Here is a 19,599-nt window from a genome sequence, read left to right on the forward strand (position 1 = left end):
CTAGCCCGCCTGCAACCGTGGACGGCTGATCCGCTGTGCCAGTCCTGTTCCGATCACGGCTCCCAACACGATCACTCCGGGCAGCGCCGGTAATTCCGGCAAGGTGAAGGCGGCGAGCAGCAGCGTCAGCAGGACGGCTGCAGCGGATGCGGGATACGACCAGTCACGGCCGCGATTGCGCGCACCGGCCGTGAAGGCAGCGATGCAAGCGACGGTAACCGCGAGTAAAGTCCAGAACATGGCGGAACCGACCTGTGCGATCAAGGCGGCCGCGCTGGTCGCCACCACGGGGCGCGTGGCTGCGCCTTGCCAGTCCATATAGGTTGACGCCAGCGTTGCGGTGGTGCCGGCGCCGCTGCCGAGCGCGGGCAGGTCGGCGAGCAGAGTGTGGGTCGATTGCACAAGGTCGGCCGGGGCATCGGCGAAGGCGACGGCTAAGGCCACGTCGGGATGACGGTTGGCGACCGCCGTCGCCAGCGCGATCAGCGCAACCGCCGTGGCCGCGCTGGCGCTGCTCCAGCGATGCAGATGAAGCTTTCGCGCGGCGAAGGTCATCAGGACGAGCGCGATGCCCGCAGAGAGTGCGATCGCGGCGCCGCGATGCCCGTACCAGCAGGCGCTGGTGGCGCAGAACAGCGCGCTCGCGGCGAACAGCGCGCGCAGCTGCGCGAGCCGGGCCGCGCTGCGGCCATCAGCGTGACCGCCGATGTCGAGCGCGCGCGCGAGGCCGAGCGGAACGCCCACGAGAACGAGCATCAGAAATCCGTTTGCTGTCTCATCGCGCGCAGCGCCGGCTGCGCCAAACCAGGCCTTGAGCGGATCGCTGTGCAGCAGCAAGATCAGCGCGGCGACCACGGTCGTCGCTGCAATGCTGCGGCTCATCACATCGGCGCGGCGGGCGTCGATCGCGATCGCGGCGGCGGCGATCATCACCGACAGCAGCGACAGCCAGAGCAGCAGCGCGCCAAGGCTTGCGCCGATATCGACCGTGATGCTGCCGCTGAACGGCGCGCCCAGTGTTTCGCCGGCGAACTTCCACACCGGGTGCGCCCAGAACGATAGCGGAAGCATCTGCAGGATGATCCAGACCGCCGGCACCAGCGCCGCCGCAACCGCAGGGCCGACAATTTGTTTCAGGAAGGACAGTTCACCCGGACGGATCGCGGTCAGGCCTGCCAGCAGGCCAAGCGACGTTGCGGCGCCGACGAGACCGGTGGCGAGCGATGCGTCGAGCAGACCCGCCGGAATCGACGCCCCGATCAAGATGCAGATGAAAGCCGTGACGTTCCACACGAGAGGGGCAGATCCTGCGGAAGATGACAACGCAAGGCAGCGGGATGCCCCGGGCTCGTCGCGAGGTCAACGGAAATCGGCTCACCGGGTGAGGCAGCGTTGCGCTGCGTTAGTGCGGGCGGCGCAGGGCGAGGACAGGGATACGCGGGCGGGACCAGAGCAGCGGGGCGAACGTGCTTGCAAGATATCCGCCCTGCAGCGATACGATGGCGATGACCATGAGCAGCACGGTTTCCGGCCACGTGCCTCCGATGGCGGCCAGCAACGCGAGTTCCGCGAGCGCCACCGGCACCAGCACCAGACAGTGCTGGCGCAGCCCGAGAACGCCGCCGCCGATCAAATTGCCGAGGAAGACAAATAACATAACCAAACCCTGTGCCCGCATCATATCGGGCCGGGTCCTAAGTCGGGGTTAACCCGATCGCCGCAAACCGCCGGCATGACGGCCGGCGCTCGCATGACGGGCTGTTATGTTAGTCAATTAACATTCAGAACGGCCGCAAGTCGCCGTAACTGTAGGCGGCCCAATAGTCGCGGCCGCCATAGGGTCCGTAGGCGCCGTAGAGCGGGGCGCAGGAGTAGCGGTCGGGACAGCCGTGCCAGCAAACCCGTTTCCACTGGCAGACGTCGCCGTGGCAATATTGCAGCCGCTGGCAGTGGCCGACGACGCGCGGGGCTTTGGTAATGCTCAATTCAGCGGCATTTGCGCCCGATCCGCCAAGCAAAACCACAGAGGTTGCCAGCGCGATCGCCAGTGGCTTCAGGCGGGTCATCACACCCTCAATCGGTTAACTCAAACCATCTCATTCAGAGGTAACGGGGACATCACACGAAAGCAAAGCCGGAGTGGCGTCATGCGGAGCTTTGTCCCGCGATGATGTTGCCGGTGTCGCCGAATTGCCTCACCTTGCTAACATTCTCTATCAATTGCATCGCAATATATCACGGAACCTTGTGATTTTGATAGTCGACATGTTACGGCACGGTCGGAGTATTTAGATGTCGCGTGCGAATTTCATTCGAGCATTGTTATTGCTTGCGGCCGCCGGATCGGTCAGCGGTTGCCATTACATGCCGACCAACGGTCCGACGAGTTCTGATGTCGTGGCCGGGCAGAAGGATCCGGAAAGCCTGCCCTATGCGATGGTCAAGATCACGCCGCAGGTCGAGAACGTGCTGGCGTCGTTCGCGCCGCAGCTCGCCGGAGGCATTCAGGGCCCGCCGCCCAAGGACATCCACTTCGGCATCGGCGACGTCGTCAGCGTCACGATCTTCGAGGCCGCCGCCGGCGGTCTGTTCATTCCGGTCGAGGCCGGCGTGCGCCCCGGCAATTACATCACGCTGCCGAACCAGAACGTCGATACCGACGGCAATATTTCGGTGCCCTATGCCGGCGCGATCCGCGCCAAGAACCGCACCCCGACCGAAGTGCAGCGCTGATCGTCGATGCGCTGAAGAACCGCGCGATCGAGCCGCAGGCCGTGGTCGCCCTGATCGAGCAACGCACCTCGCTGATCTCTGTGCTCGGCGAGGTCAATACGCCGAACCGTTTCCCCGCCAACGCCGCGGGCGAGCGCGTGCTCGACTCGATCACGCGCGCCGGCGGCCCGAAAGGGCAGGGCTTCGATACCTGGGTGATGCTCGAGCGCGACGGCAAGCGCACCACGGTGCCGTTCGGTCAGCTGGTCTACGAGCCCAAGAGCAATATCTACGCGCATCCGGGCGACACCATCTATGTCTACCGCGAACCGCAGACCTTCGTTGCCTTCGGCGCCTCGGGCGCACAGGGCCAGTTCAACTTCGAGGCCTGGCGCATCTCGCTCGCCGAAGCGGTCGCCAAGGCCGGCGGCCTGAACGATTCATCGGCCGATCCGGCCTCGGTGTTCGTCTATCGCGGCGAGCTGCCGGAAGTCGCCGCCAAGCTCGGCGTCGACGTCAGCAAATATTCAGGGCCGATCATCCCGGTCGTCTACAACATCAATTTCCGCGATCCGGCCGGCTATTTCCTGGCCACGCGTTTCCAGTTGCGCAACAAGGACGTACTGTATGCGTCGAATGCGGCGTCGGTCGAAGATGCCAAGGTCATGCAGCAGATCCGCCTCGTGACCGCAACGGTGAACGATCCGATCGTGGCCGCCTACAACGCAACCTTACTTCGCAATTCGATCAAGCTTGCGCCCTGATTTCGGGGCGTGAGCCGGCCCGGCCGGCTTCATGACAAATTCACGATTACCTTCCGGCTCGCGCGAGGCGACGGCATTGCCTTGGCCGGTCCGATGGTCGTCGTGGCTGTTCTGCGCCGTTGTCGCCTTGGCGCCATTGCCGCTCGGCTCGGTCGGTGCTGTCGCGCCCGCGATCTGGTCGATCCTGCTCGCCGTCGCGCTGCTCGGGGCGTTGCCGATGCGCCTGCGCGACGGCCAGCTCGCCATCCTCGCGGCGCTGCTGACGGCGCTCGCCCTGCTGGTGCTGCACGAGCAGTCGGCGGTCCACCCCTGGCTCGGTGTGGCGCCGAACGCGCTGTGGGCGGAGGCCGGAAAATTGTTGCCCGCCGAGCTGCCGCCGATCGCGTCGATCGCACGCCATCAGCCGTTTTATTCCGCCGGCCTTGGGATCGTCTGCCTGCTCTTCTTTTCCGTCGGTGTCGTGCTCGGCGCCGATCGCGCCATAGCTCGCGGGCTGTTGCGGACCGTGGCCGCGGCCGGCCTCGTCTATGCGATCGCCGGTATCGTCACGTTCGCGATCGATCCCACGCGGATTTTCCTGCTCCATGAGAAGGAGGCGCATCTGACGTGGCTGACGTCGCCCTTCGTCAACCGCAACACCGCGGGCATCTACTACGGCTGCTGCGCCCTGATCTGGCTGCTTTTTGGCTGCGAGCTGATCGAGCGCAACTGGCCGCCACGGCGTTTCAGCCCGTCGCGCCTGCTGGCGCGCCTCGATCGGCCGGCACGGCGCCGGCTCGCCGGCCATGCGCTGGGCTGGCTGGTCTGCCTGCTGGCCATGTTTCTGACCGGATCGCGCGGCGGCGTCGGGATTTCGCTGCTCGCCGCGGTCGTCGCGGTCGCGATCTTCTTCCGCAAGCGGATGCCGCCGCGCTACGGCCTGATCATGGCACTTTGCGTCGGCAGCCTGGTCGCGCTCGCCCTGCTGCAGCTTCTCGGCGGCGGCGTCGGCGCGCGCTTCAGCACCATGGGGCTGTCGGATGAGGGTCGGTTCTCGACCTATCGCGCGACGCTGCGGATGATCTTTGACCATCCCTGGCTCGGCGATGGTTTCGGGAGCTTCGAATGGGTCTATCCGGCCTATCGGACCGGTGACATCTCGCTGCGCGGGACCTGGAACCGGGCGCACAACAGCTGGCTCGAACTTGCGTCCGACGGCGGAATGTTAATGGCCGGCGCCGTGATTGTCGCGCTGCTCGCAGCGTTCGCTGTGCTCACGCATGGCGTGCGGAGCCGCCGCCGCGACGTCATCGTGCCGCTTGCGGCGCTGTGCGCGTCGGCCGCCGGCGCCATCCATTCGATGATCGATTTCTCGCTCCAGATCACCGGCTACGCGGTCGTCATCGCGGCCTTGCTCGGGGCGGGACTGTCACAATCCTTCCGCTCCAGACCGGGCAATGGCCGCGGCGGTGCCAATGTTATGGCGGGGCCGCCGGTTAGCGTTGATTTCGCCGGGCGTGCCGGGGCCGCGGCCGGCGAGGCTATTTAATTGGCGCGATAACTCCGATTATGCTAACGAACTGTTAGTATTCGTTAGGGAGATAGCGGTGTTCACATTTGAGCGATCGGGCGGCTTTTCCGCCTCGCGCGTGGCGGTGTTGATGATCTTGGCGCTCACGGCGTCCGGCGGTGACGCACTGGCGCAAGCCGCCGGCGGGCAGAGCCAGCTCTCCCAGGCGATCACGAATTTCAAGGGCTCTCCGGAGCAGCTGCTGACCCAGTATCCGAACGCGGGGGTGGAATTGACCTCACGGGCGCGCGATTTCGCCATCAACGATCCGACCACGCTGGATACGATCATCGGGCTGCTCGCCAAGGCGAGCAAGGACCAGAAGACGGCGATCGCCGCCGGTCTCGCCCAGGCCGCGCGCATCGTGGTGCGCAGCAACCAGCCCTACGCGACGCGCATCCAGCAGGCGATTGCCGACACCAAGGACCTCGACACCGTGATGGCGTTCGCCGCGGCGTCGGGTGATAGCGGCACTGCTGCGACGGGTGGCGGCGGCGCGGGCAGCGCCGGCGCATCCGGCGGCCAGACCGGCGCGCTCGGTGCCGGCGGTGCGGGAGGCGGCGGCACGCTCGAGGCCATCAACGGCAACAGCGTCAACACCGGCATTTTCAGCTTCACGTCATCGGTTACCGGATCGGGCAACGGAACGACAGGTACGACCACCGGCACCACGCTTCTGACAACAGTTACTCCCTGAGCCGGCTTCCGATCGTCAATGGCGAACTCTCTGCAGCAATGCGCTTCGGTGTCGGCGGCGGGACGCTTCCCAGTTTCATTGGAGGGCGCGAGGGCAGACTCCGGCCTGCCGGCGCGGCGATAGGACGAGATGCTTCAGCGCAACCAGATTTCGCCGTGCGTCGATCTGAGAAATCGTCCGGCCGAACTGCCGTCGCTGGCGGAAACGTTCGACGCGTTCGTCACCTATCTGCTGCGGCAGTATTGGGTCATCCTCGGCACCGCCGCGCTCTGCCTGTTCGGCGGCATCTGCTACCTGGCGACGGCGGCGCCGAGCTATAACGAGCTTGCCACGATGATCATCGACACGCGCAAATTCCAAGTCTTCCAGCAGCAATCGCCGGTCAGTGACGTCCCGGTGGATTCCTCCGCGGTCGAGAGCCAGGTCGAGATCCTGAAGTCGGAGAACGTGGCGCTCGCGGTGATCCGGGACCTCAAGCTCACCGACGATCCGGAATTCGTCGGCTCCAAGGCCGGCGCGGCGGGAGCGGTGCTGGATTTCGTGACCGGCCTGTTCGCCGGCAGCGGGCCGCCCAACGAGTTCGACCGGACCCGGCGCGCGGTCCGTACCTTGCAGAAGCAGCTCGAGGTCCGCCGCCGCGGCCTGACCTATGTGATCGAGGTCTCCTTCCGCTCGCTCGATCCCGAGCGCGCCGCGCAGATCGCCAACGCCGTCGCCGACGCCTACATCGTCGATCAGCTCGATTCCAAGTTCCAGGCGACGCGCCGCGCCAGCGTCTGGCTGCAGGACCGCATCCAGGAGCTGCGCTCGCAGGCATCCAGTGCCGAGCGTGCGGTGCTCGACTACAAGAAGACCAACAACATCGTCACTTCCAGCGGCAAGTTGATGAACGAGCAGCAGCTCGGCGAGCTCAACACGCAGCTGCTTCACGTGAAGTCGCAGGTCACCGACGCCAAGGCCAAGCTCGACCGCATCGAGGCGGTGGTGAAGAGCGGCGTCCCCGATGCGACGGTCGCCGATACCCTGAACAACCAGGTCATCACCAAGCTGCGCTCGCAATATCTCGAGCTTGCCAACCGGGAGGCCGACTGGTCGTCGCGCTATGGCTACAATCATCTGGCCGCCGTCAATCTGCGCAACCAGATGCGCGAGATCCAGTCGTCGATCATGGATGAGCTGAAGCGGCTCGCCGAAAGCTACAAGAGCGACTATGCGATCGCCCTGCAGCGCCAGAGCGAGATCGAGCGCGCCGTGAACGATTCGGTGTCGCAGTCGCAGTCCACCAACCAGGCGCAGGTGACGCTGCGCGAGCTCGAGAGCTCCGCGCAGACCTATCGCTCGCTGTACGACAATTTCCTGCAGCGCTACATGGAGAATGTGCAGCAGCAGTCGTTCCCGGTCAGCGAGGCGCGGGTGATTACCCGTGCCTCGCGTCCGCTCAGCAAGAGCCACCCGCAGACCTTCGTCGTGCTGGCGCTCTCGATGCTCGGCGGCCTGATTGCCGGGCTCGGGCTCGGCGTGTTGCGCGACCTCTATGACCGGGTGTTCCGCACCGCCGAGATGGTCGAGACGATCCTCGACACGGATTGCGTCGCCATCGTTCCCCGCGTGCCGGCGGGCCAGATCAAGACCGCGGTGGCCGTTCGTCCCAATCTGCCGGCCGGTCCGCGGACGATCCGACGCGGCGACGAACCGGTGCTGTGGGCGGCGATCGACTCGCCATTCTCGCGGTTCTCGGAAGCGATCCGCTCGATCAAGGTCAATGCCGACCTCAACGTCACCAAGCCGTCAAAGATCCTTGGCCTGACCTCGGCGCTGCCTAACGAGGGCAAGTCGACGCTGGCCTTCGTGTTCGCGCAGCTGGTGGCGCAGAGCGGTGCGCGCGTGCTGCTGATCGATTGCGACCTGCGCAATCCCTCGCTCAGCCGCAAGGTCGCGGCCAATGCCGAGCGCGGCATCCTCGACGTGCTGTCGAACAATGCGACATTGCAGGACACGATATGGCGCGATCCCGAGACCGGGCTTGCCTTCCTGCCGGGCGCCACACGATCGCGCATCGCGCATTCGCACGAGGTGCTGGCCTCCGACCAGATGAAGGACTTTATCGACGCAGCCCGCAGCCAGTATGACTACGTGATCGTCGATTTCCCGCCGCTGACGCCGGTGGTCGACGTCCGCATCACCGCGCACTTCGTTGACTCCTTCGTGTTCATCGTGGAGTGGGGCAAGACCCAGGTGCAGGTGGTCGAACGGGCGCTGCGCAGCGCCCGTGCCGTCAACGAGAACCTGCTCGGCGTCGTGCTGAACAAGGCCGATATCGCCGCGATGAGCCGCTACAGCGGCTATGGCGGCAAGAACTACTATTACAACTCTCACTATGGACGCTATGGCTACACCGAGTGAGCCGCGTGGTGAGGCGATCAAGCGTGCCGCCGTCTGGCTGGCGCGCGGCTTGCTGGCCGCGGCCGCATGCTCGTCGGTCGCCTGGGGCGCGACCACCTTGCCTGACTTTGTCGACCAGACCCGGCTTGATGGCGCCAGGGACGTGATCCTGCGCAACGTGCCGATTAGCGATGCCGAGCTCGATGCGCTGGGTCCGGCCCTCGCGCGTGTCGTAGCGCGAGCGGACTGCATGCCGGCGATCGATCGCAGCACGGCGGTGATCCGGCTGCGGCTTGCCGAGAATGCGCTCGCATCCGGCGATCGGGTGGACGCCCGGATGGGCGAGCTCGACGCGGCCATTCACAAGTCGCTCGGCTGCGCGCCAGCTGACCCTTACCTCTGGCTCGTGCTGTTCTGGCTGCGTAATATCAGGCAGGGCCTGACCGACGCCAATTTCGACCTGCTGCGCATGTCATACCGGCTCGGCCCCAATGAGGGCTGGATCGTGGTCAAGCGCAGCGCCATGGCGCTCGCGATGTTCGATGCCCTGCCGCCCGACCTCTCGGGTGCGGTGGTTGCCGAGTTCGCGCGGCTCGTGAAGACGGAGCTGTATACCGAGGCCATCGACCTATTGAAGGGACCTGGATGGGCGCACCGGGAGAAGTTGCTGGCCGGCCTTGCAGCTGTCCCCAAACGGAACGTCGACGTCCTGACCCGCACCATGGCTGACATCGGATACGATCTCGATCGCCGCTCGCCGGCGGAACGGCGCAGCCTGGAGCGCGAACCGGATTCCCGCCGTGACGAGCCTGCCCGAATGCCATCAGGAGCTGTGGCTAGACCATGACGATGGAATTCAGCGTCGGACAGCACAACGCGCATTATGAGGGTGTCTATTCGGCACGCGAGCGCGACTGGCGACGGGTCTGTGCGGTCGACAAGGCCGATCATATCGCGGGCTCGCTGGGCAGCTCCGCCGCCGCGATCGGCAACGTGCTCGACGTCGGCTGTGGCACCGGCGCCGTGCTGGCGCGGCTGTCGGCGATCGGCATCGGCCGCGATTTCACCGGGATCGACGTCATCGATCCCGCGACCAATCTGGAAACCGACGGCGCGGCGGCGGTCCCGTTCCACTGGTTGAGCTATGACGGTGTGACGATCCCGTTTGCGGACGGATCGTTCGATCTGGTCTACGCCAGCCATGTCCTGGAGCATGTGCCTGAGCCGCGCGCATTCCTGCACGAGCTTGCCCGCGTCGCGCAGGGGTTCATCTATGTCGAGGTCCCCTGCGAGCTGCACGCGCGCACCAGCCGCCGGGCGCTGCAATCGACGCTCGATATCGGCCATATCAATTTCTACACACCCGACACGTTTCGCCTGGTGCTGGAGACCGCGGGACTCAAGGTCATGGGCTTCGGCACCTATGACCATAGCCTGCCGGTGCACGCGTTTCATGCGTCGCGGGTGAAGGGGCTTGCGAAGAGCATCGTGCGAAAGTCGTTGTTGTCGGCCAGCCCGGCATTCGCGACGAGGCTTGCGACCTATCATTGCGGGGCGCTCTGCCGGCGCGACGAGGCGCCGCCGCTGCCGCAGGACCGCTGAGCCATGGCCCCGCGCGTGGTCGTCTTCAACAACATGATCACACCCTACACCGACCGTCTCTACAACGAGCTGGTCAGTCGTGGATTGGATCTCGCCGTGCTGTCCTGCACCGCGCAGGAGGCCGACCGCTCCTGGGCCGGCTCCTTCACGCCGCGTTACACGACGCGGACGGTGCCCGGCATATCGATCCCGCTGTCGCGGTCGCGGCGCACCCATGTCAATGTCGGGATCGCGCGCGCCTTGAAGCAGCTCGCGCCCGACCTGCTGTTCGTCAACGGCCTCTATCCGTCCATGCTGGCCGGCGCCGCGTGGGCACGCGCCAACGGCAAGCCGCTTGCGCTGACGATCGACGGCTGGCGTGAGACGATGCCCAATACCGCCTATCATCGTCTGGCGCGGCCCTGGCTGCTGCGCCAGTGCGACGCGGTGGTATGCTGCAGCGACAAGGGCAGGGATTATTTCCGCGGCGAGGGCGTCCGCGACGCGGATCTGTTCGTGGTGCCGCTGGTGCCGGCATGGGATCCGCCGAAAACTGTGCCTGATTTTCAGGAACGTCCGTTTCATCTGCTGTGGTGCGCCCGCATCAACGATGACGCCAAGAATGCGATCTTCTTCGAGAACGTCGCGATCGCGCTCGGCCGCATCCTGCCGGGGCTGAAGGTCCGCGTGGTCGGGTCCGGCGTCGCCGAACAGCGCATGCTGGCGCGGCTTGCCGCCGCCGCGATCGAGGTCCGTCACGACGCCTATGTGCCGTGGCCGTCGATCTCGGAGGTCTATCTGCAATCACGCCTGCTGCTGCTGCCCTCGCTGCTGGAACCTTGGGGGCTGGTGTGCAACGAGGCCTTGCAGTGCGGGGTTCCCTGCCTGGTATCGCCCCATGTCGGGGCCGGCGGCGAGCTGGTGCGTGACCACGACAATGGCCTTGTTTGCGCGCTCGATGAACAGGTGTGGGTCGATGCGACGCGCGCCTTGCTGGACCATCCCGCGCGCTGGCAGGCGATGTCGCAGCAGGCCCGGCAAGGCGTGCGAAGCGATGCGCTTCAGGACGCGGCCTTGCGTTTCATGGCCGCGGTCGATCATCTTGTGGACGCGCCAGCCCGACAGGAAGCCGTGCAATGATCGGCAGATGGTGGTCGCGAACTGACGTCTTCCTGCACGCCTATCTGGTGATGGTGCTCGGCTGCATCTACTTCCTGTTCAATTTTGTCGAGGGGATCTCGTTTGCGGAACGGGCCGGCGAATCCACCCTGTTCCGCGGCGCGTGGCTGTTGCTCTACATCCTCCTGATGCTGCATATCGCGGTCGATCGGAAGCGCTTCGGCCTGCTGCTGCTGCATTCGCATCTCTATCTGGCATTCGTGGCCTTCGCCGCCGTCTCGCTCGCTTTGAGCGCCGACCCCGCGGGCTCGTCGATCAAGTTCGCGATGTATGTGCTGACCACGATGTTCTCGGCGTGGGTCGTGATCAGCTGCCCGGTCGATCGCCTCGTCGACACGCTGTTCCGGATCGGGATCGTGGTGCTGATCGTCCACGTCCTGCTGTTTCCGGTGATCGGCTCGGAATGGAACTACGATGCGCTGAATCGGCCGACGGTGCTCGGGACCCAGGCCTATGCCGGCGTGTTCGGCCACAAGAATCTTGCGGGCGCCTTCTTCGGGCTCATGGTGCTGATCTGCTTCGTGCGCATGCTGGCCGGACCACGGCGGCAATTCGGCTGGTCGCTGCTGCTGATGGGATGCCATTTTGTCGCGCTCGCCGCGGCCGGTTCCGCAGGGCCCCTGATCAGCATGTTGACGACGGTCGCGGTGAGCTTCGGGCTGTTACTGGTGGTGCTCGGGCGCCGCGGGGCCGCGTCGATCTACTGGCTTGGGCTCGCGTCCTTTGCACTGGTCGTGCTCGTCGTGCCCAGCGACTATCTGTATGCGCTGGTCGGCCGCAGCGGAAACCTGACCGGACGCTCGTTCCTCTGGTCGGTATGGCCGCACTTCTTCTGGCAGCATCCCTGGCTCGGCTACGGGTTCTCCGGATTCTTCAACGAGCTGCCGAGTTCGCCCGCCAACGAGCTGACCAGCATGGCGCCATGGAACACGGAGTTCGGCTCGTTCGAGAATTCCTATCTCGACGCCTTCCTCCAGTTCGGTCTGCTCGGCGGCGCGCTCTACGTGCTGCTGCTGGCACGGGCGTTGTGGAACAGCATTGTCTTCACATTCGAGCGGCGCGGGATGTACTGGCTGGCGCCGTTCGCGATGCTGCTGTTCGTTGTGATCGCGTCGGCCAACGACTCCAGCCAGCTGCTGCACAATTATTTCGGCTGCGTGCTGGTGTTCTGGTGCTATTTCGGCCCGGAGGCCAGGCTGCAAGTGGCGCCGCGGCGGGCGTTCACCAGACTGCGTGCGAGTGAGGCGTGAGTGCATTGACCGACAGGCTGGACCGCGTGGCGGCCCCAAGGCGGGTCGCGGGTGCCGTGCGCGGATCGCTCCGCCGGCTGCGGCGCGCCGGAGGCAATGTCGCGCTCGGCCTGGTCGATCAGGCGCTGCTCAGCGGTTCGGCCTTCGTGCTGACGATCGTGCTCGCCAATGTGCTCGATGTCAGTTCGTTCGGCAGCTTCAGCGTCGCCTGGTCGATCTCGATCCTGATCGAGGCGGTGTTTTTGCGCGGCCTGTTCGACGACGGGCTGCCGGCGGCCGCGCATCGGATTCCCAAATCTTTGTGGCCGCAGCTGCGGCTCGGCCTCTATCTGTCCTCGTTGCTGGTCTCGGGTGCGCTCGGCCTGCTGCTCGTGATGGCGGGCCTTTTGATCGTTGCGTTCGGCGGTGGCGCCGGCGGGCTCGTGATCGCAACCGGGCTCGCGATCCCGGCGGTGCGTTTGCAAAGCATGTTCCGCCGCATTTGCTATCTCGACGGCCGGCTGCCGCGCGCGGTAGCGTTGTCGCTGACCTATTGCGTGGCTCTGGTCGCCTCGGCCGGGCTGATGATCGCCTTCAAGCTCGCCGGCGCTGCGGCGGCGATGGCGTGCATCGCGATCTCGGCTGCGTTTGCCGCGAGCTGGCTGCTCGCCCACACCGGCGAACTGGTCTGGCCGCAAGCCAGAATCTTCCGCGGTTCGTTGCGGCGGCTGTTCAGGAACGGCCGCTGGTTCGTCGCGACTTCGCTCACCTACTGGATCGGCAGCATCGGGCTGATCCCGGTGTGCGGCCTGCTGATCGGGCTGGAGGCGAGCGCGTCGCTACGCATCCTGCTCCTGGTGTTCGCGCCGCTCAGCCAGTTCTGCGCGACGATGTTCTCGGTCCGCCTGCCGGAGATCGCGGCCGAGCTGCGCGCGGGGAGGCGCAGCGCGGTCGCCGCTGCCGCGCGCGAAAACGCGCTGCTGCTCGGGTCGATCGCAGCTGCCTATGGCGCAGCGGTCATACTGTTCGGCCAGCGCATTCTCGCGCTTGTCATCCACGGACAGAGTTACGAGATCGGCACCGGCAGCCTCGGCCTGATGGCGGCTGCGATGGCGCTCGATGCGGTGTGGCTCGGCCTCGCGCTGCCGCTGTTTGCGACCGGCAAGCCGCAGCGGTTCATGCTGAGCCGGATCGCGGGCCTCGCCGCGCTGTGCTGCGTCCTGCCGTTCGCGGCCCATGCCTGGCAAATGATGGGCGCGGTTGCGGCGATGGTCGCCTCCAGCGCAGCGTCGGTGGTCACAGTGGTGCTGACCAATTCGGTGCGGGAGCGGACATGACCGACGACACAGCCGGCCGCGCGCTATCCAAGTTGCATATCGGTGCCTTCAATTGCGGCATCAAGGGCTGGATCAACACCGACATCACCACGCATCTGTGGATCGCGCGCGTGCCGTTTGCGGCGAGGACGCTGCATCTTGCCGGCCTGCTCAGCGATGCCCGCTATGCCGAGCACCGCCAGGGCAAGTTTGCCGGGCTGCGCTACATGGATCTGACAAAACCGCTGCCATTCGCGGACGGCAGTCTCTCGGCGGTGTTCAGCGCACACGTCTTCGAGCATCTGTTTCCCGATGAGGTCGAGCGACTGGCGCGCGAGATCGCGCGGGTGCTGGCGCCGGGTGGAGTGTGCCGCATTGTCGTCCCCGACATGGAAAGGATCGTCGCGCTCTACGATCCGGCCGCGCCGCAGGCCTTCCTCAAGGGCGTATTCGAGATCGAGCGGCGCAAGGAGGTCGCGTTCGCGCATCACTGGGGTTATACCCGCGCGTCGCTCGCAACGCTGTTCCGCGACGCCGGCTGTTCTGAGACCCACACCCGGGCTTACCGGGAGGGCGTCTGTCCCGATATCGACCGGCTCGACAACCGGCCGGACGAGTCGATCTTCTTCGAGGCGATCAAGTAAGGCAGGAGACTGACATTGCTGGGCGCAATTCAAGCCCGATTTTCCAGTGCAGCGCGCAAGCGGCGCGGCGAGTTCCTCGTTCGCACCGTGAATCTGCCGCTGGATGCGAAAATCCTCGATCTCGGCGGCGGGACCGGCCGGCATATTCGCGCGATCCTGCCCCGACATCGCGACATCACGGTGTGCGACATCTCGGCCGACGACCTCAAGGCCGCGCGCGAGCGTTTTGACTTCAAGACCGTGCTGTTGCAGGAAACCGAGCGCCTGCCGTTCGACGATCAGGCGTTCGACTTCTGCTTCTGCTCGTCGGTGATCGAGCACGTCACCGGGCCGAAGCAGGAGGTCGTGACGATCGAGGACGGGGCGGCATTCCTGAGTATCGCGCGTCAGCACCAGAACTGCTTTGCCGGCGAAATCTCGCGGGTCGCGAAGTCGTTTTACGTGCAGACGCCGTACCGTTACTTTCCGATCGAGAGCCATACCTGGCTGCCCGGCATCATCGTGTTGCTGCCGAGGCGGCTGCAGATCGCGCTGATCGGGGTGTTCAACCGCTTCTGGTTCAAGCGGACCGCGCCCGACTGGCACCTGTTCGACTGGCGCGAGATGACGGAGACGTTTCCGGACGCGACAATCTATCGCGAACGATATCTCGGCATGACCAAGTCGCTGATGGCGGTCAAGACATGAGGCGGGTGTCCGCCGGCCGCATCAATCGTCGCGCCGCGCTAGGATATTGATCAGCGTGCCCAGTGCGGGCCGGCGATCGAGCGCCGGCGGCAGCGGGGAGCCGGCAAAGCTCGTGCGGAGCATGGTGAGGCCATGTTGCCGCAACAGGTCCTGCATGGCGGCCGGCGAGGCGTCGAATTTGGAGAAGGCGAGGTAGCGGAACAGCGGCCGCGCCGACAGGCGCGAGGAGGTCGCGTGCGCGAGCTTGTAGCTCTGGCGCAGCAGCGATCCGCGGTTGGGGATCGAGACCAGCAACAGCCCGCCGGGCCTGAGCACGCGATGGATTTGGGCGAGGCACTGCGCCACGTCGGGGACATATTCCAGCACGCTCGCGCAGAGCACGCCGTCGAAGGATCGATCGGCAAACGGCAGGCTTGCGATCGTCGGGATCTGCTTGAAGGAGAGCCGTCCGGCCGGCGTATCATCGGCGGAGCGGCCGCGTGCCGCCGCGACCATCTCCGACGACGCGTCGACCCCGGTGACGTCGCAGCCGCGCGCGGCGAGCAGGCGGGACAGCGTCCCGGTGCCGCAGCCGGCATCCAGCCAGTGCTGCCCGGCGAGGTCCGCCTTGCCGAGCAGATCGAACATCGCAGCGGTGCGCGCCTTGAAGGTGCGGCTCTGATGCAGCGCCTCCCACCCGGACGAAATCTCGTCGTGAAAGCGGATTTCAGGGCGGTCGATCTGGGCCATGGTGGCCATGCTGTTCCCTACCAGTGGAAGCCGCTCACTCTGGCCCGCACCTCGTCCGGCAATCCGATGTCAGACAGTTCGAGCACGACCTGGTCGGAGCGGGTTGCCTTCAGCGCCGCGACGAAGCGCGGATCAGGCGTCGTCAGCACAATGATATCGGCCCATTCGATGGTCGCGGTGACATCGTCATGCAGCAGGCCGACCAGCTCCGGGTTGCGCATCAGGAAGTCCCGGTTGGCGCCGATCAGCTGCGACAGCCGCACATTTGGGTCGTAGATCCGGATGTCACGCTGCTCGCCGCGCAGGCTTTTGACCAGCTCCACGAACGGGCTGTCGCGGACATCGTCGGTGCCGGCCTTGAAGCTGATGCCGAGGAAGGCAATACGGCGACCGTCATGCGACAGGATCCAGTCGGCGCCGCGCGACATGATCATATCGTTGCTGGGCAGGATGCTTTCGAGCACCGGCGTCGACAGCCCGCGGCTGTGCGCCAGATGTTTCAGCGCCTTGACGTCCTTGGGGAGGCAGGAGCCGCCGAAGGCAAAACCCGGCCGCAGATAAGCCGACGAGATATTGAGCCTTGTGTCCTGCAGGAAGATGTTCATGACGTCGCGGCCGTCGATGCCGAGCGTCTTTGCGATCGTTCCGATCTCGTTGGCAAAGCTCACCTTCAGCGCATGCCAGCTGTTGTCGACATATTTGACCAGTTCGGCGGTCTCGACCGGCGGCGTGATCTTGGCGCCCGGCAGATCCTTGTAGAGCGCCATGACGCGGTCGGCGGTCTCCTGGTTGAAGGCGCCGACCACGGTCTTGGAGGGGGCGTTGAAATCCGCAATGGCGCTGCCTTCGCGCAGGAATTCCGGATTGAAGGCGAGGTCGAAATCGCGGCCGATCCGGTTGCCGGATGCTTCCTCGATCAGCGGTCCGACGGTGCCGCGGGTGGTGCCGGGCAGCACGGTGGAGCGGATCGTCACGGTATGCGGCGCATTCTTCGCGCGCAGTCCGCGGCCGATCTCGATCGCGACCTGTCGGATCGCGGTCAGGTCGAGGTTGCCGTTGCCGGACGAGGGCGTGCCGACGCAGACCATCGATATGTCGCTATTGACGATCGCCTCGGTGGCGTCGGTGGTCGCGGTCAGCTGACCCGTGGCAACCGCGCGCGCCACCTTGTCCGAGATGCCCGGTTCGATCACGGGCGATCTGCCTTCGCGGATCAGGTCGACCTTGGCGACGCTCTTGTCGACGCCGATGATCTGGTGGCCGAGTTCGGTGAAGCAGGCGGCGCAGACCGTTCCGACATAGCCGAGGCCGAAAATGCTCACATTCATGCTTCGACCTTCAATAACCCTGGGACCTGCGCGTGACCGCGGCGGTGTCGCGGTTGACGTGAATGGAGCGGCAGGCCGTTCAAGACGATGCCCGCCCGGCGGCAGCGTTAGCGCTGGAATGCGAGGTTGACCGCTCGGCGGTCGCATTTGCGCGCGGCGCAAGGCTTTGCGAGGGGGCTTTCGCGGCGAACAGCGCCTCATAGGCCGCAAGCAGCTTCGGCTCCTCATGCGTCCAGGACAGCGCGCGCTCGACGCGGCTGCGGCCGAATGCCCCCATCGTCTCACGCTGCGACGGATCGTCGATCAAGGTAATGATTTTGCTGGCAAAATCCTTCGGATCGTTCTTCGCCGCATAGAGCGAGGCGTCGAGCGCCGAGCGGCGGCCTTCGCGGACGTCGAACTGAACGATCGCCCGTCCCAGCGCCATGTACTCCATGATCTTGTTCATGGTGGAGATGTCGTTCATCGGCGTGACGCGGTCCGGATTGACGCAGACGTCCGCGGTCGAGAGCATCGTGAACAGCGGCTCATCGGCGATAGCGCCGGTGAAGTTGACGTAGTCGGAGAGCCGCATCTCCTCGCAAAGCTTGACCACCGCGTTCCATTCCGGCCCGGTGCCGGCGATGTTGAACTGGATGTCGGTGCGTCCGAGATCGTGCACGATGTGGCGGATCGACTGCAGCAGGAGATCGATGCCTTCCGACTGGCCGATCACGCCGACGTAGCCGACGCTGTAGCGCCGGCCACGGCGCCAGGCCGGATCGGCAGGGCGGGAGCGCACCCGGTCGAGATTGGGGCCGGAGCGCACCACGAAGACACGGTTGGCCGGCATGCGGCCGCGCGTGATCGCGATCTCACGATAGGATTCGTTGGTCGCGATCGAGATGCTTGCGGTCTTGAAGGTGAGATATTCGACCAGCCGCAGCAGCTGCCAGAACATGTCGCGGCGGCCGAACTTCGCCTCGTAGAGCTCGGGATTGACGTCGTGATGATCGAACACGAAGCGCTTGCCGCCGAGCTTGAACAAGAGGCCGATCAGGAAGATCAGATCGGGTGGATTGCAGCCCTGGATCACGTCGAAGCCGTGCTTCCACGCCACCTTGATCGAAAGCCACATCTCCCAGAACAGCGCGACCGGATATTCGATGAGGTAGGCGGCGATCCCGCGTGCTTCCACCGGCATCGGATGGCGGTAGATGTGAATGCCCTCGAGGCATTCGTAAGACGCGTCATGGCCGCGGCCCTTCGGGCAGATCACCGAGACCGCGTAGCCTGCCTTGCGCAGCGACGTTGCTTCGCACCACACCCTGCGATCGAAAGGAACCGGAAGGTTCTCGACGATGATCAGGATCCGCCGCGGGGATGGTTCAGCTCTCGACATCTGCGATGATCTATACCATTGACCTAACAACATCACAATCTGACTAACATCGGCATTAACATGCGCGGCTTGCACTATGCAATCCCGGCACCGATGTGACGGCGACGAGATGCGGACATGGCAGGTAGAGCGAGGGATTGGGGCCACAGGGCATTGATTGCCCTGATTTTGAGCGCAGTGGTGCCGCTGGCCCACAAATGGCCGCTGCAGTGGGGCGGTGCATCGGCAAACGATGCGCTGAATGCGAGCCGTGAGAATGTAGTGATCCCGCCGACGCTGTTCGGCATGACGATCAACGCGATCGGGCAGTCGCAGCCGCAGTCGCCACCTTGGCCCGAGCTCAAATTCGACGGCGTTCGGCTGTGGGGCGCGATCTATTGGGCGCAGGTCAATCCGGCGCCCGGCATCTACAATTGGGCGCGCTTCGACGCCATCCTCGCGGCGGCCGAGCGCGAGCATGTCGATATCGTTCTCAATCTCGCCTACACGCCGCGCTGGGCCGCTTCGGTGAAGGATGCGCCGCCGGCGTTCACGCCGGGCGCAAGCTCGCCGCCCGGCGATCTCGCGTCATGGGATGACTGGGTGCGCGCAGCCGTCACGCGCGCTGCGGGGCGCATCAAATATTGGGAAATCTGGAACGAGCCCGAGGATCCCAAATATTACTCGGGTGATATCGCCACCATGGTCCAGATGCAGAAGCGGGCCTATCAGATCATCAAGGCCAGCGATCCCGGCCTGATGGTGCTGACGCCGCCGTCCAACGGCACGCCGGACGGCTATCGCTGGCAACAGGCCTTCATGGCGCAGGGCGGCGGACAATATGCCGATATCTTCGCCTTCCACGGCTACACGAGCGAACCGGAAGCCGTGATCGGCATCATTGCGCGCTTCAGGCAGATCCTGGCTGCGCACGATCTTTCCGCAAAGCCGATCTGGGACACCGAGGCCGGCTGGTCGTCCTACGAGGACAATCCGGATGGGTGTCTGGCGCGGGCCTATATCCTGAAATGGATCAATGGTGTCGACCGCTTCTATTGGTATGAGTTTGCCGGCGGGGGCAGCGATTTTGGAAAATTATGGGATCCGGCGCGCGAGCTGCTTCCGGGTGGCGTGGCCTACCGCACGGTCCAGTCATGGCTGGTCGGCGCACGCATCGTGACCGCCATCCGGACCTCGCCGTCGACCTGGCGCGTTGCGCTTCATATGCAGGATGGCCGTGACGGCTTGATCCTGTGGACCACCAAGGGGCGGTCGGTTTACCGGGTCGACCCGCGCTTTAGCCGCTATCAGGGCCTGGATGGCGGCGAGGGACCTGTCGCCAACGGCGAGGTCGAGATCTCGCCAAAACCGATCCTGTTGCTCGAATGATACGATGTTAATTCACGAACAACAGGATAACAGGCGCGATACAAGGAGCGCTG

The 19,599-nt window shown here is 65.1% G+C and carries 19 protein-coding genes; 13 read left to right on the plus strand and 6 right to left on the minus strand.

The genetic code is table 11. The annotated features are described in order from the left end of the window. The 3 genes from HAP54_RS30255 to HAP54_RS30265 form a co-directional block, all read right to left on the minus strand. The gene (locus tag HAP54_RS30255; RefSeq protein WP_166293750.1) at positions 1–1,293 is read right to left on the minus strand and encodes a hypothetical protein; all 1,293 of its coding nucleotides are present in this window, start codon (positions 1,291–1,293) and stop codon (positions 1–3) included. A gap of 109 nt (positions 1,294–1,402) precedes the next feature. Then, on the minus strand, positions 1,403–1,681 hold the full coding sequence (locus tag HAP54_RS30260; RefSeq protein ID WP_166293751.1) for a hypothetical protein: 279 nt from the start codon (positions 1,679–1,681) through the stop codon (positions 1,403–1,405). 100 nt (positions 1,682–1,781) lie between these two features. Further along, positions 1,782–2,066: a hypothetical protein gene (locus HAP54_RS30265; protein ID WP_166293753.1), complete on the minus strand. Its 285-nt coding sequence runs from the start codon at positions 2,064–2,066 to the stop codon at positions 1,782–1,784. A gap of 298 nt (positions 2,067–2,364) precedes the next feature. Here HAP54_RS30265 and HAP54_RS30270 point away from each other — a divergent pair, with 298 nt between their 5' ends. The 12 genes from HAP54_RS30270 to HAP54_RS30325 all read left to right on the plus strand — a co-directional run bounded on the left by HAP54_RS30270 (position 2,365) and on the right by HAP54_RS30325 (position 14,740). Continuing rightward, on the plus strand, positions 2,365–2,733 hold the full coding sequence (locus HAP54_RS30270; protein ID WP_312022803.1) for a polysaccharide biosynthesis/export family protein: 369 nt from the start codon (positions 2,365–2,367) through the stop codon (positions 2,731–2,733). Between the two features lie 41 nt (positions 2,734–2,774). Then, positions 2,775–3,476, plus strand: coding sequence for an SLBB domain-containing protein (locus tag HAP54_RS30275; protein WP_312022802.1), 702 nt, complete (start codon positions 2,775–2,777; stop codon positions 3,474–3,476). A 127-nt stretch (positions 3,477–3,603) separates the two neighbouring features. Then, positions 3,604–5,004 (plus strand): O-antigen ligase family protein, encoded by a 1,401-nt coding sequence (locus tag HAP54_RS30280; RefSeq protein WP_248114428.1) that lies wholly within the window; start codon positions 3,604–3,606, stop codon positions 5,002–5,004. Positions 5,005–5,062: 58 nt separating this feature from the next. Beyond that, the gene (locus tag HAP54_RS30285) at positions 5,063–5,722 is read left to right on the plus strand and encodes a hypothetical protein (protein WP_224741732.1); all 660 of its coding nucleotides are present in this window, start codon (positions 5,063–5,065) and stop codon (positions 5,720–5,722) included. 129 nt (positions 5,723–5,851) lie between these two features. Beyond that, a complete protein-coding gene (locus tag HAP54_RS30290; protein ID WP_166293756.1) occupies positions 5,852–8,125 on the plus strand; it encodes a polysaccharide biosynthesis tyrosine autokinase in 2,274 nt (757 codons plus the stop codon). Continuing rightward, complete coding sequence (locus tag HAP54_RS30295; RefSeq protein WP_339156775.1) at positions 8,100–8,951, plus strand: hypothetical protein; 852 nt, start codon at positions 8,100–8,102, stop codon at positions 8,949–8,951. The genes HAP54_RS30290 and HAP54_RS30295 overlap by 26 nt, the downstream gene beginning before the upstream one ends. Then, a complete protein-coding gene (locus tag HAP54_RS30300; RefSeq protein ID WP_166293757.1) occupies positions 8,948–9,706 on the plus strand; it encodes a class I SAM-dependent methyltransferase in 759 nt (252 codons plus the stop codon). The genes HAP54_RS30295 and HAP54_RS30300 overlap by 4 nt, the downstream gene beginning before the upstream one ends. Before the next feature lie 3 nt (positions 9,707–9,709). Continuing rightward, positions 9,710–10,825: a glycosyltransferase family 4 protein gene (locus HAP54_RS30305; protein ID WP_166293759.1), complete on the plus strand. Its 1,116-nt coding sequence runs from the start codon at positions 9,710–9,712 to the stop codon at positions 10,823–10,825. Further along, on the plus strand, positions 10,822–12,114 hold the full coding sequence (locus HAP54_RS30310) for an O-antigen ligase family protein (protein ID WP_166293761.1): 1,293 nt from the start codon (positions 10,822–10,824) through the stop codon (positions 12,112–12,114). The genes HAP54_RS30305 and HAP54_RS30310 overlap by 4 nt, the downstream gene beginning before the upstream one ends. After that, positions 12,111–13,430, plus strand: a complete 1,320-nt coding sequence (locus HAP54_RS30315) for a polysaccharide transporter (protein ID WP_166293763.1) — start codon at positions 12,111–12,113, stop codon at positions 13,428–13,430. Before HAP54_RS30310 ends, HAP54_RS30315 begins: the two co-directional genes overlap by 4 nt. After that, positions 13,427–14,053: a class I SAM-dependent methyltransferase gene (locus HAP54_RS30320; RefSeq protein WP_166293765.1), complete on the plus strand. Its 627-nt coding sequence runs from the start codon at positions 13,427–13,429 to the stop codon at positions 14,051–14,053. Before HAP54_RS30315 ends, HAP54_RS30320 begins: the two co-directional genes overlap by 4 nt. Positions 14,054–14,068: 15 nt before the next feature. Then, positions 14,069–14,740, plus strand: a complete 672-nt coding sequence (locus HAP54_RS30325) for a class I SAM-dependent methyltransferase (RefSeq protein WP_166293767.1) — start codon at positions 14,069–14,071, stop codon at positions 14,738–14,740. Positions 14,741–14,761: 21 nt separating this feature from the next. Here HAP54_RS30325 and HAP54_RS30330 read toward each other — a convergent pair whose 3' ends face one another. The 3 genes from HAP54_RS30330 to HAP54_RS30340 form a co-directional block, all read right to left on the minus strand. Then, positions 14,762–15,478 carry a class I SAM-dependent methyltransferase gene (locus HAP54_RS30330; protein WP_166293769.1) on the minus strand — a complete coding sequence of 239 codons (717 nt, stop codon included), beginning with the start codon at positions 15,476–15,478 and terminating at the stop codon, positions 14,762–14,764. Between the two features lie 8 nt (positions 15,479–15,486). Further along, positions 15,487–16,797, minus strand: coding sequence for a nucleotide sugar dehydrogenase (locus HAP54_RS30335; protein WP_166293771.1), 1,311 nt, complete (start codon positions 16,795–16,797; stop codon positions 15,487–15,489). A 79-nt stretch (positions 16,798–16,876) separates the two neighbouring features. Then, positions 16,877–18,178, minus strand: coding sequence for a glycosyltransferase family 4 protein (locus HAP54_RS30340; RefSeq protein WP_166293773.1), 1,302 nt, complete (start codon positions 18,176–18,178; stop codon positions 16,877–16,879). Positions 18,179–18,295: 117 nt separating this feature from the next. On the opposite strand from HAP54_RS30340, the gene HAP54_RS30345 reads away from it, so the two are divergent. Beyond that, a complete protein-coding gene (locus HAP54_RS30345) occupies positions 18,296–19,546 on the plus strand; it encodes a glycosyl hydrolase (RefSeq protein WP_248114426.1) in 1,251 nt (416 codons plus the stop codon). Positions 19,547–19,599: the final 53 nt, after the last annotated feature.

The sequence above is a fragment of the Bradyrhizobium sp. 2S1 genome (genome assembly GCF_011516625.5).
GTDB classification, from domain to species: Bacteria; Pseudomonadota; Alphaproteobacteria; order Rhizobiales; family Xanthobacteraceae; genus Bradyrhizobium; species Bradyrhizobium septentrionale.

What these genes read in the sequence shown, in the direction of transcription:
- HAP54_RS30260 (WP_166293751.1), bottom strand. Translation starts at nt 1,681, where the DNA reads ATGATGCGGGCACAGGGTTTGGTTATGTTATTTGTCTTCCTCGGCAAT.
- HAP54_RS30265 (WP_166293753.1), bottom strand. Translation starts at nt 2,066, where the DNA reads ATGACCCGCCTGAAGCCACTGGCGATCGCGCTGGCAACCTCTGTGGTT.
- HAP54_RS30270 (WP_312022803.1), top strand. Translation starts at nt 2,365, where the DNA reads ATGCCGACCAACGGTCCGACGAGTTCTGATGTCGTGGCCGGGCAGAAG.
- HAP54_RS30290 (WP_166293756.1), top strand. Translation starts at nt 5,852, where the DNA reads ATGCTTCAGCGCAACCAGATTTCGCCGTGCGTCGATCTGAGAAATCGT.
- HAP54_RS30295 (WP_339156775.1), top strand. Translation starts at nt 8,100, where the DNA reads ATGGACGCTATGGCTACACCGAGTGAGCCGCGTGGTGAGGCGATCAAG.
- HAP54_RS30300 (WP_166293757.1), top strand. Translation starts at nt 8,948, where the DNA reads ATGACGATGGAATTCAGCGTCGGACAGCACAACGCGCATTATGAGGGT.
- HAP54_RS30305 (WP_166293759.1), top strand. Translation starts at nt 9,710, where the DNA reads ATGGCCCCGCGCGTGGTCGTCTTCAACAACATGATCACACCCTACACC.
- HAP54_RS30310 (WP_166293761.1), top strand. Translation starts at nt 10,822, where the DNA reads ATGATCGGCAGATGGTGGTCGCGAACTGACGTCTTCCTGCACGCCTAT.
- HAP54_RS30320 (WP_166293765.1), top strand. Translation starts at nt 13,427, where the DNA reads ATGACCGACGACACAGCCGGCCGCGCGCTATCCAAGTTGCATATCGGT.
- HAP54_RS30330 (WP_166293769.1), bottom strand. Translation starts at nt 15,478, where the DNA reads ATGGCCACCATGGCCCAGATCGACCGCCCTGAAATCCGCTTTCACGAC.
- HAP54_RS30335 (WP_166293771.1), bottom strand. Translation starts at nt 16,797, where the DNA reads ATGAATGTGAGCATTTTCGGCCTCGGCTATGTCGGAACGGTCTGCGCC.
- HAP54_RS30340 (WP_166293773.1), bottom strand. Translation starts at nt 18,178, where the DNA reads ATGTCGAGAGCTGAACCATCCCCGCGGCGGATCCTGATCATCGTCGAG.
- HAP54_RS30345 (WP_248114426.1), top strand. Translation starts at nt 18,296, where the DNA reads ATGGCAGGTAGAGCGAGGGATTGGGGCCACAGGGCATTGATTGCCCTG.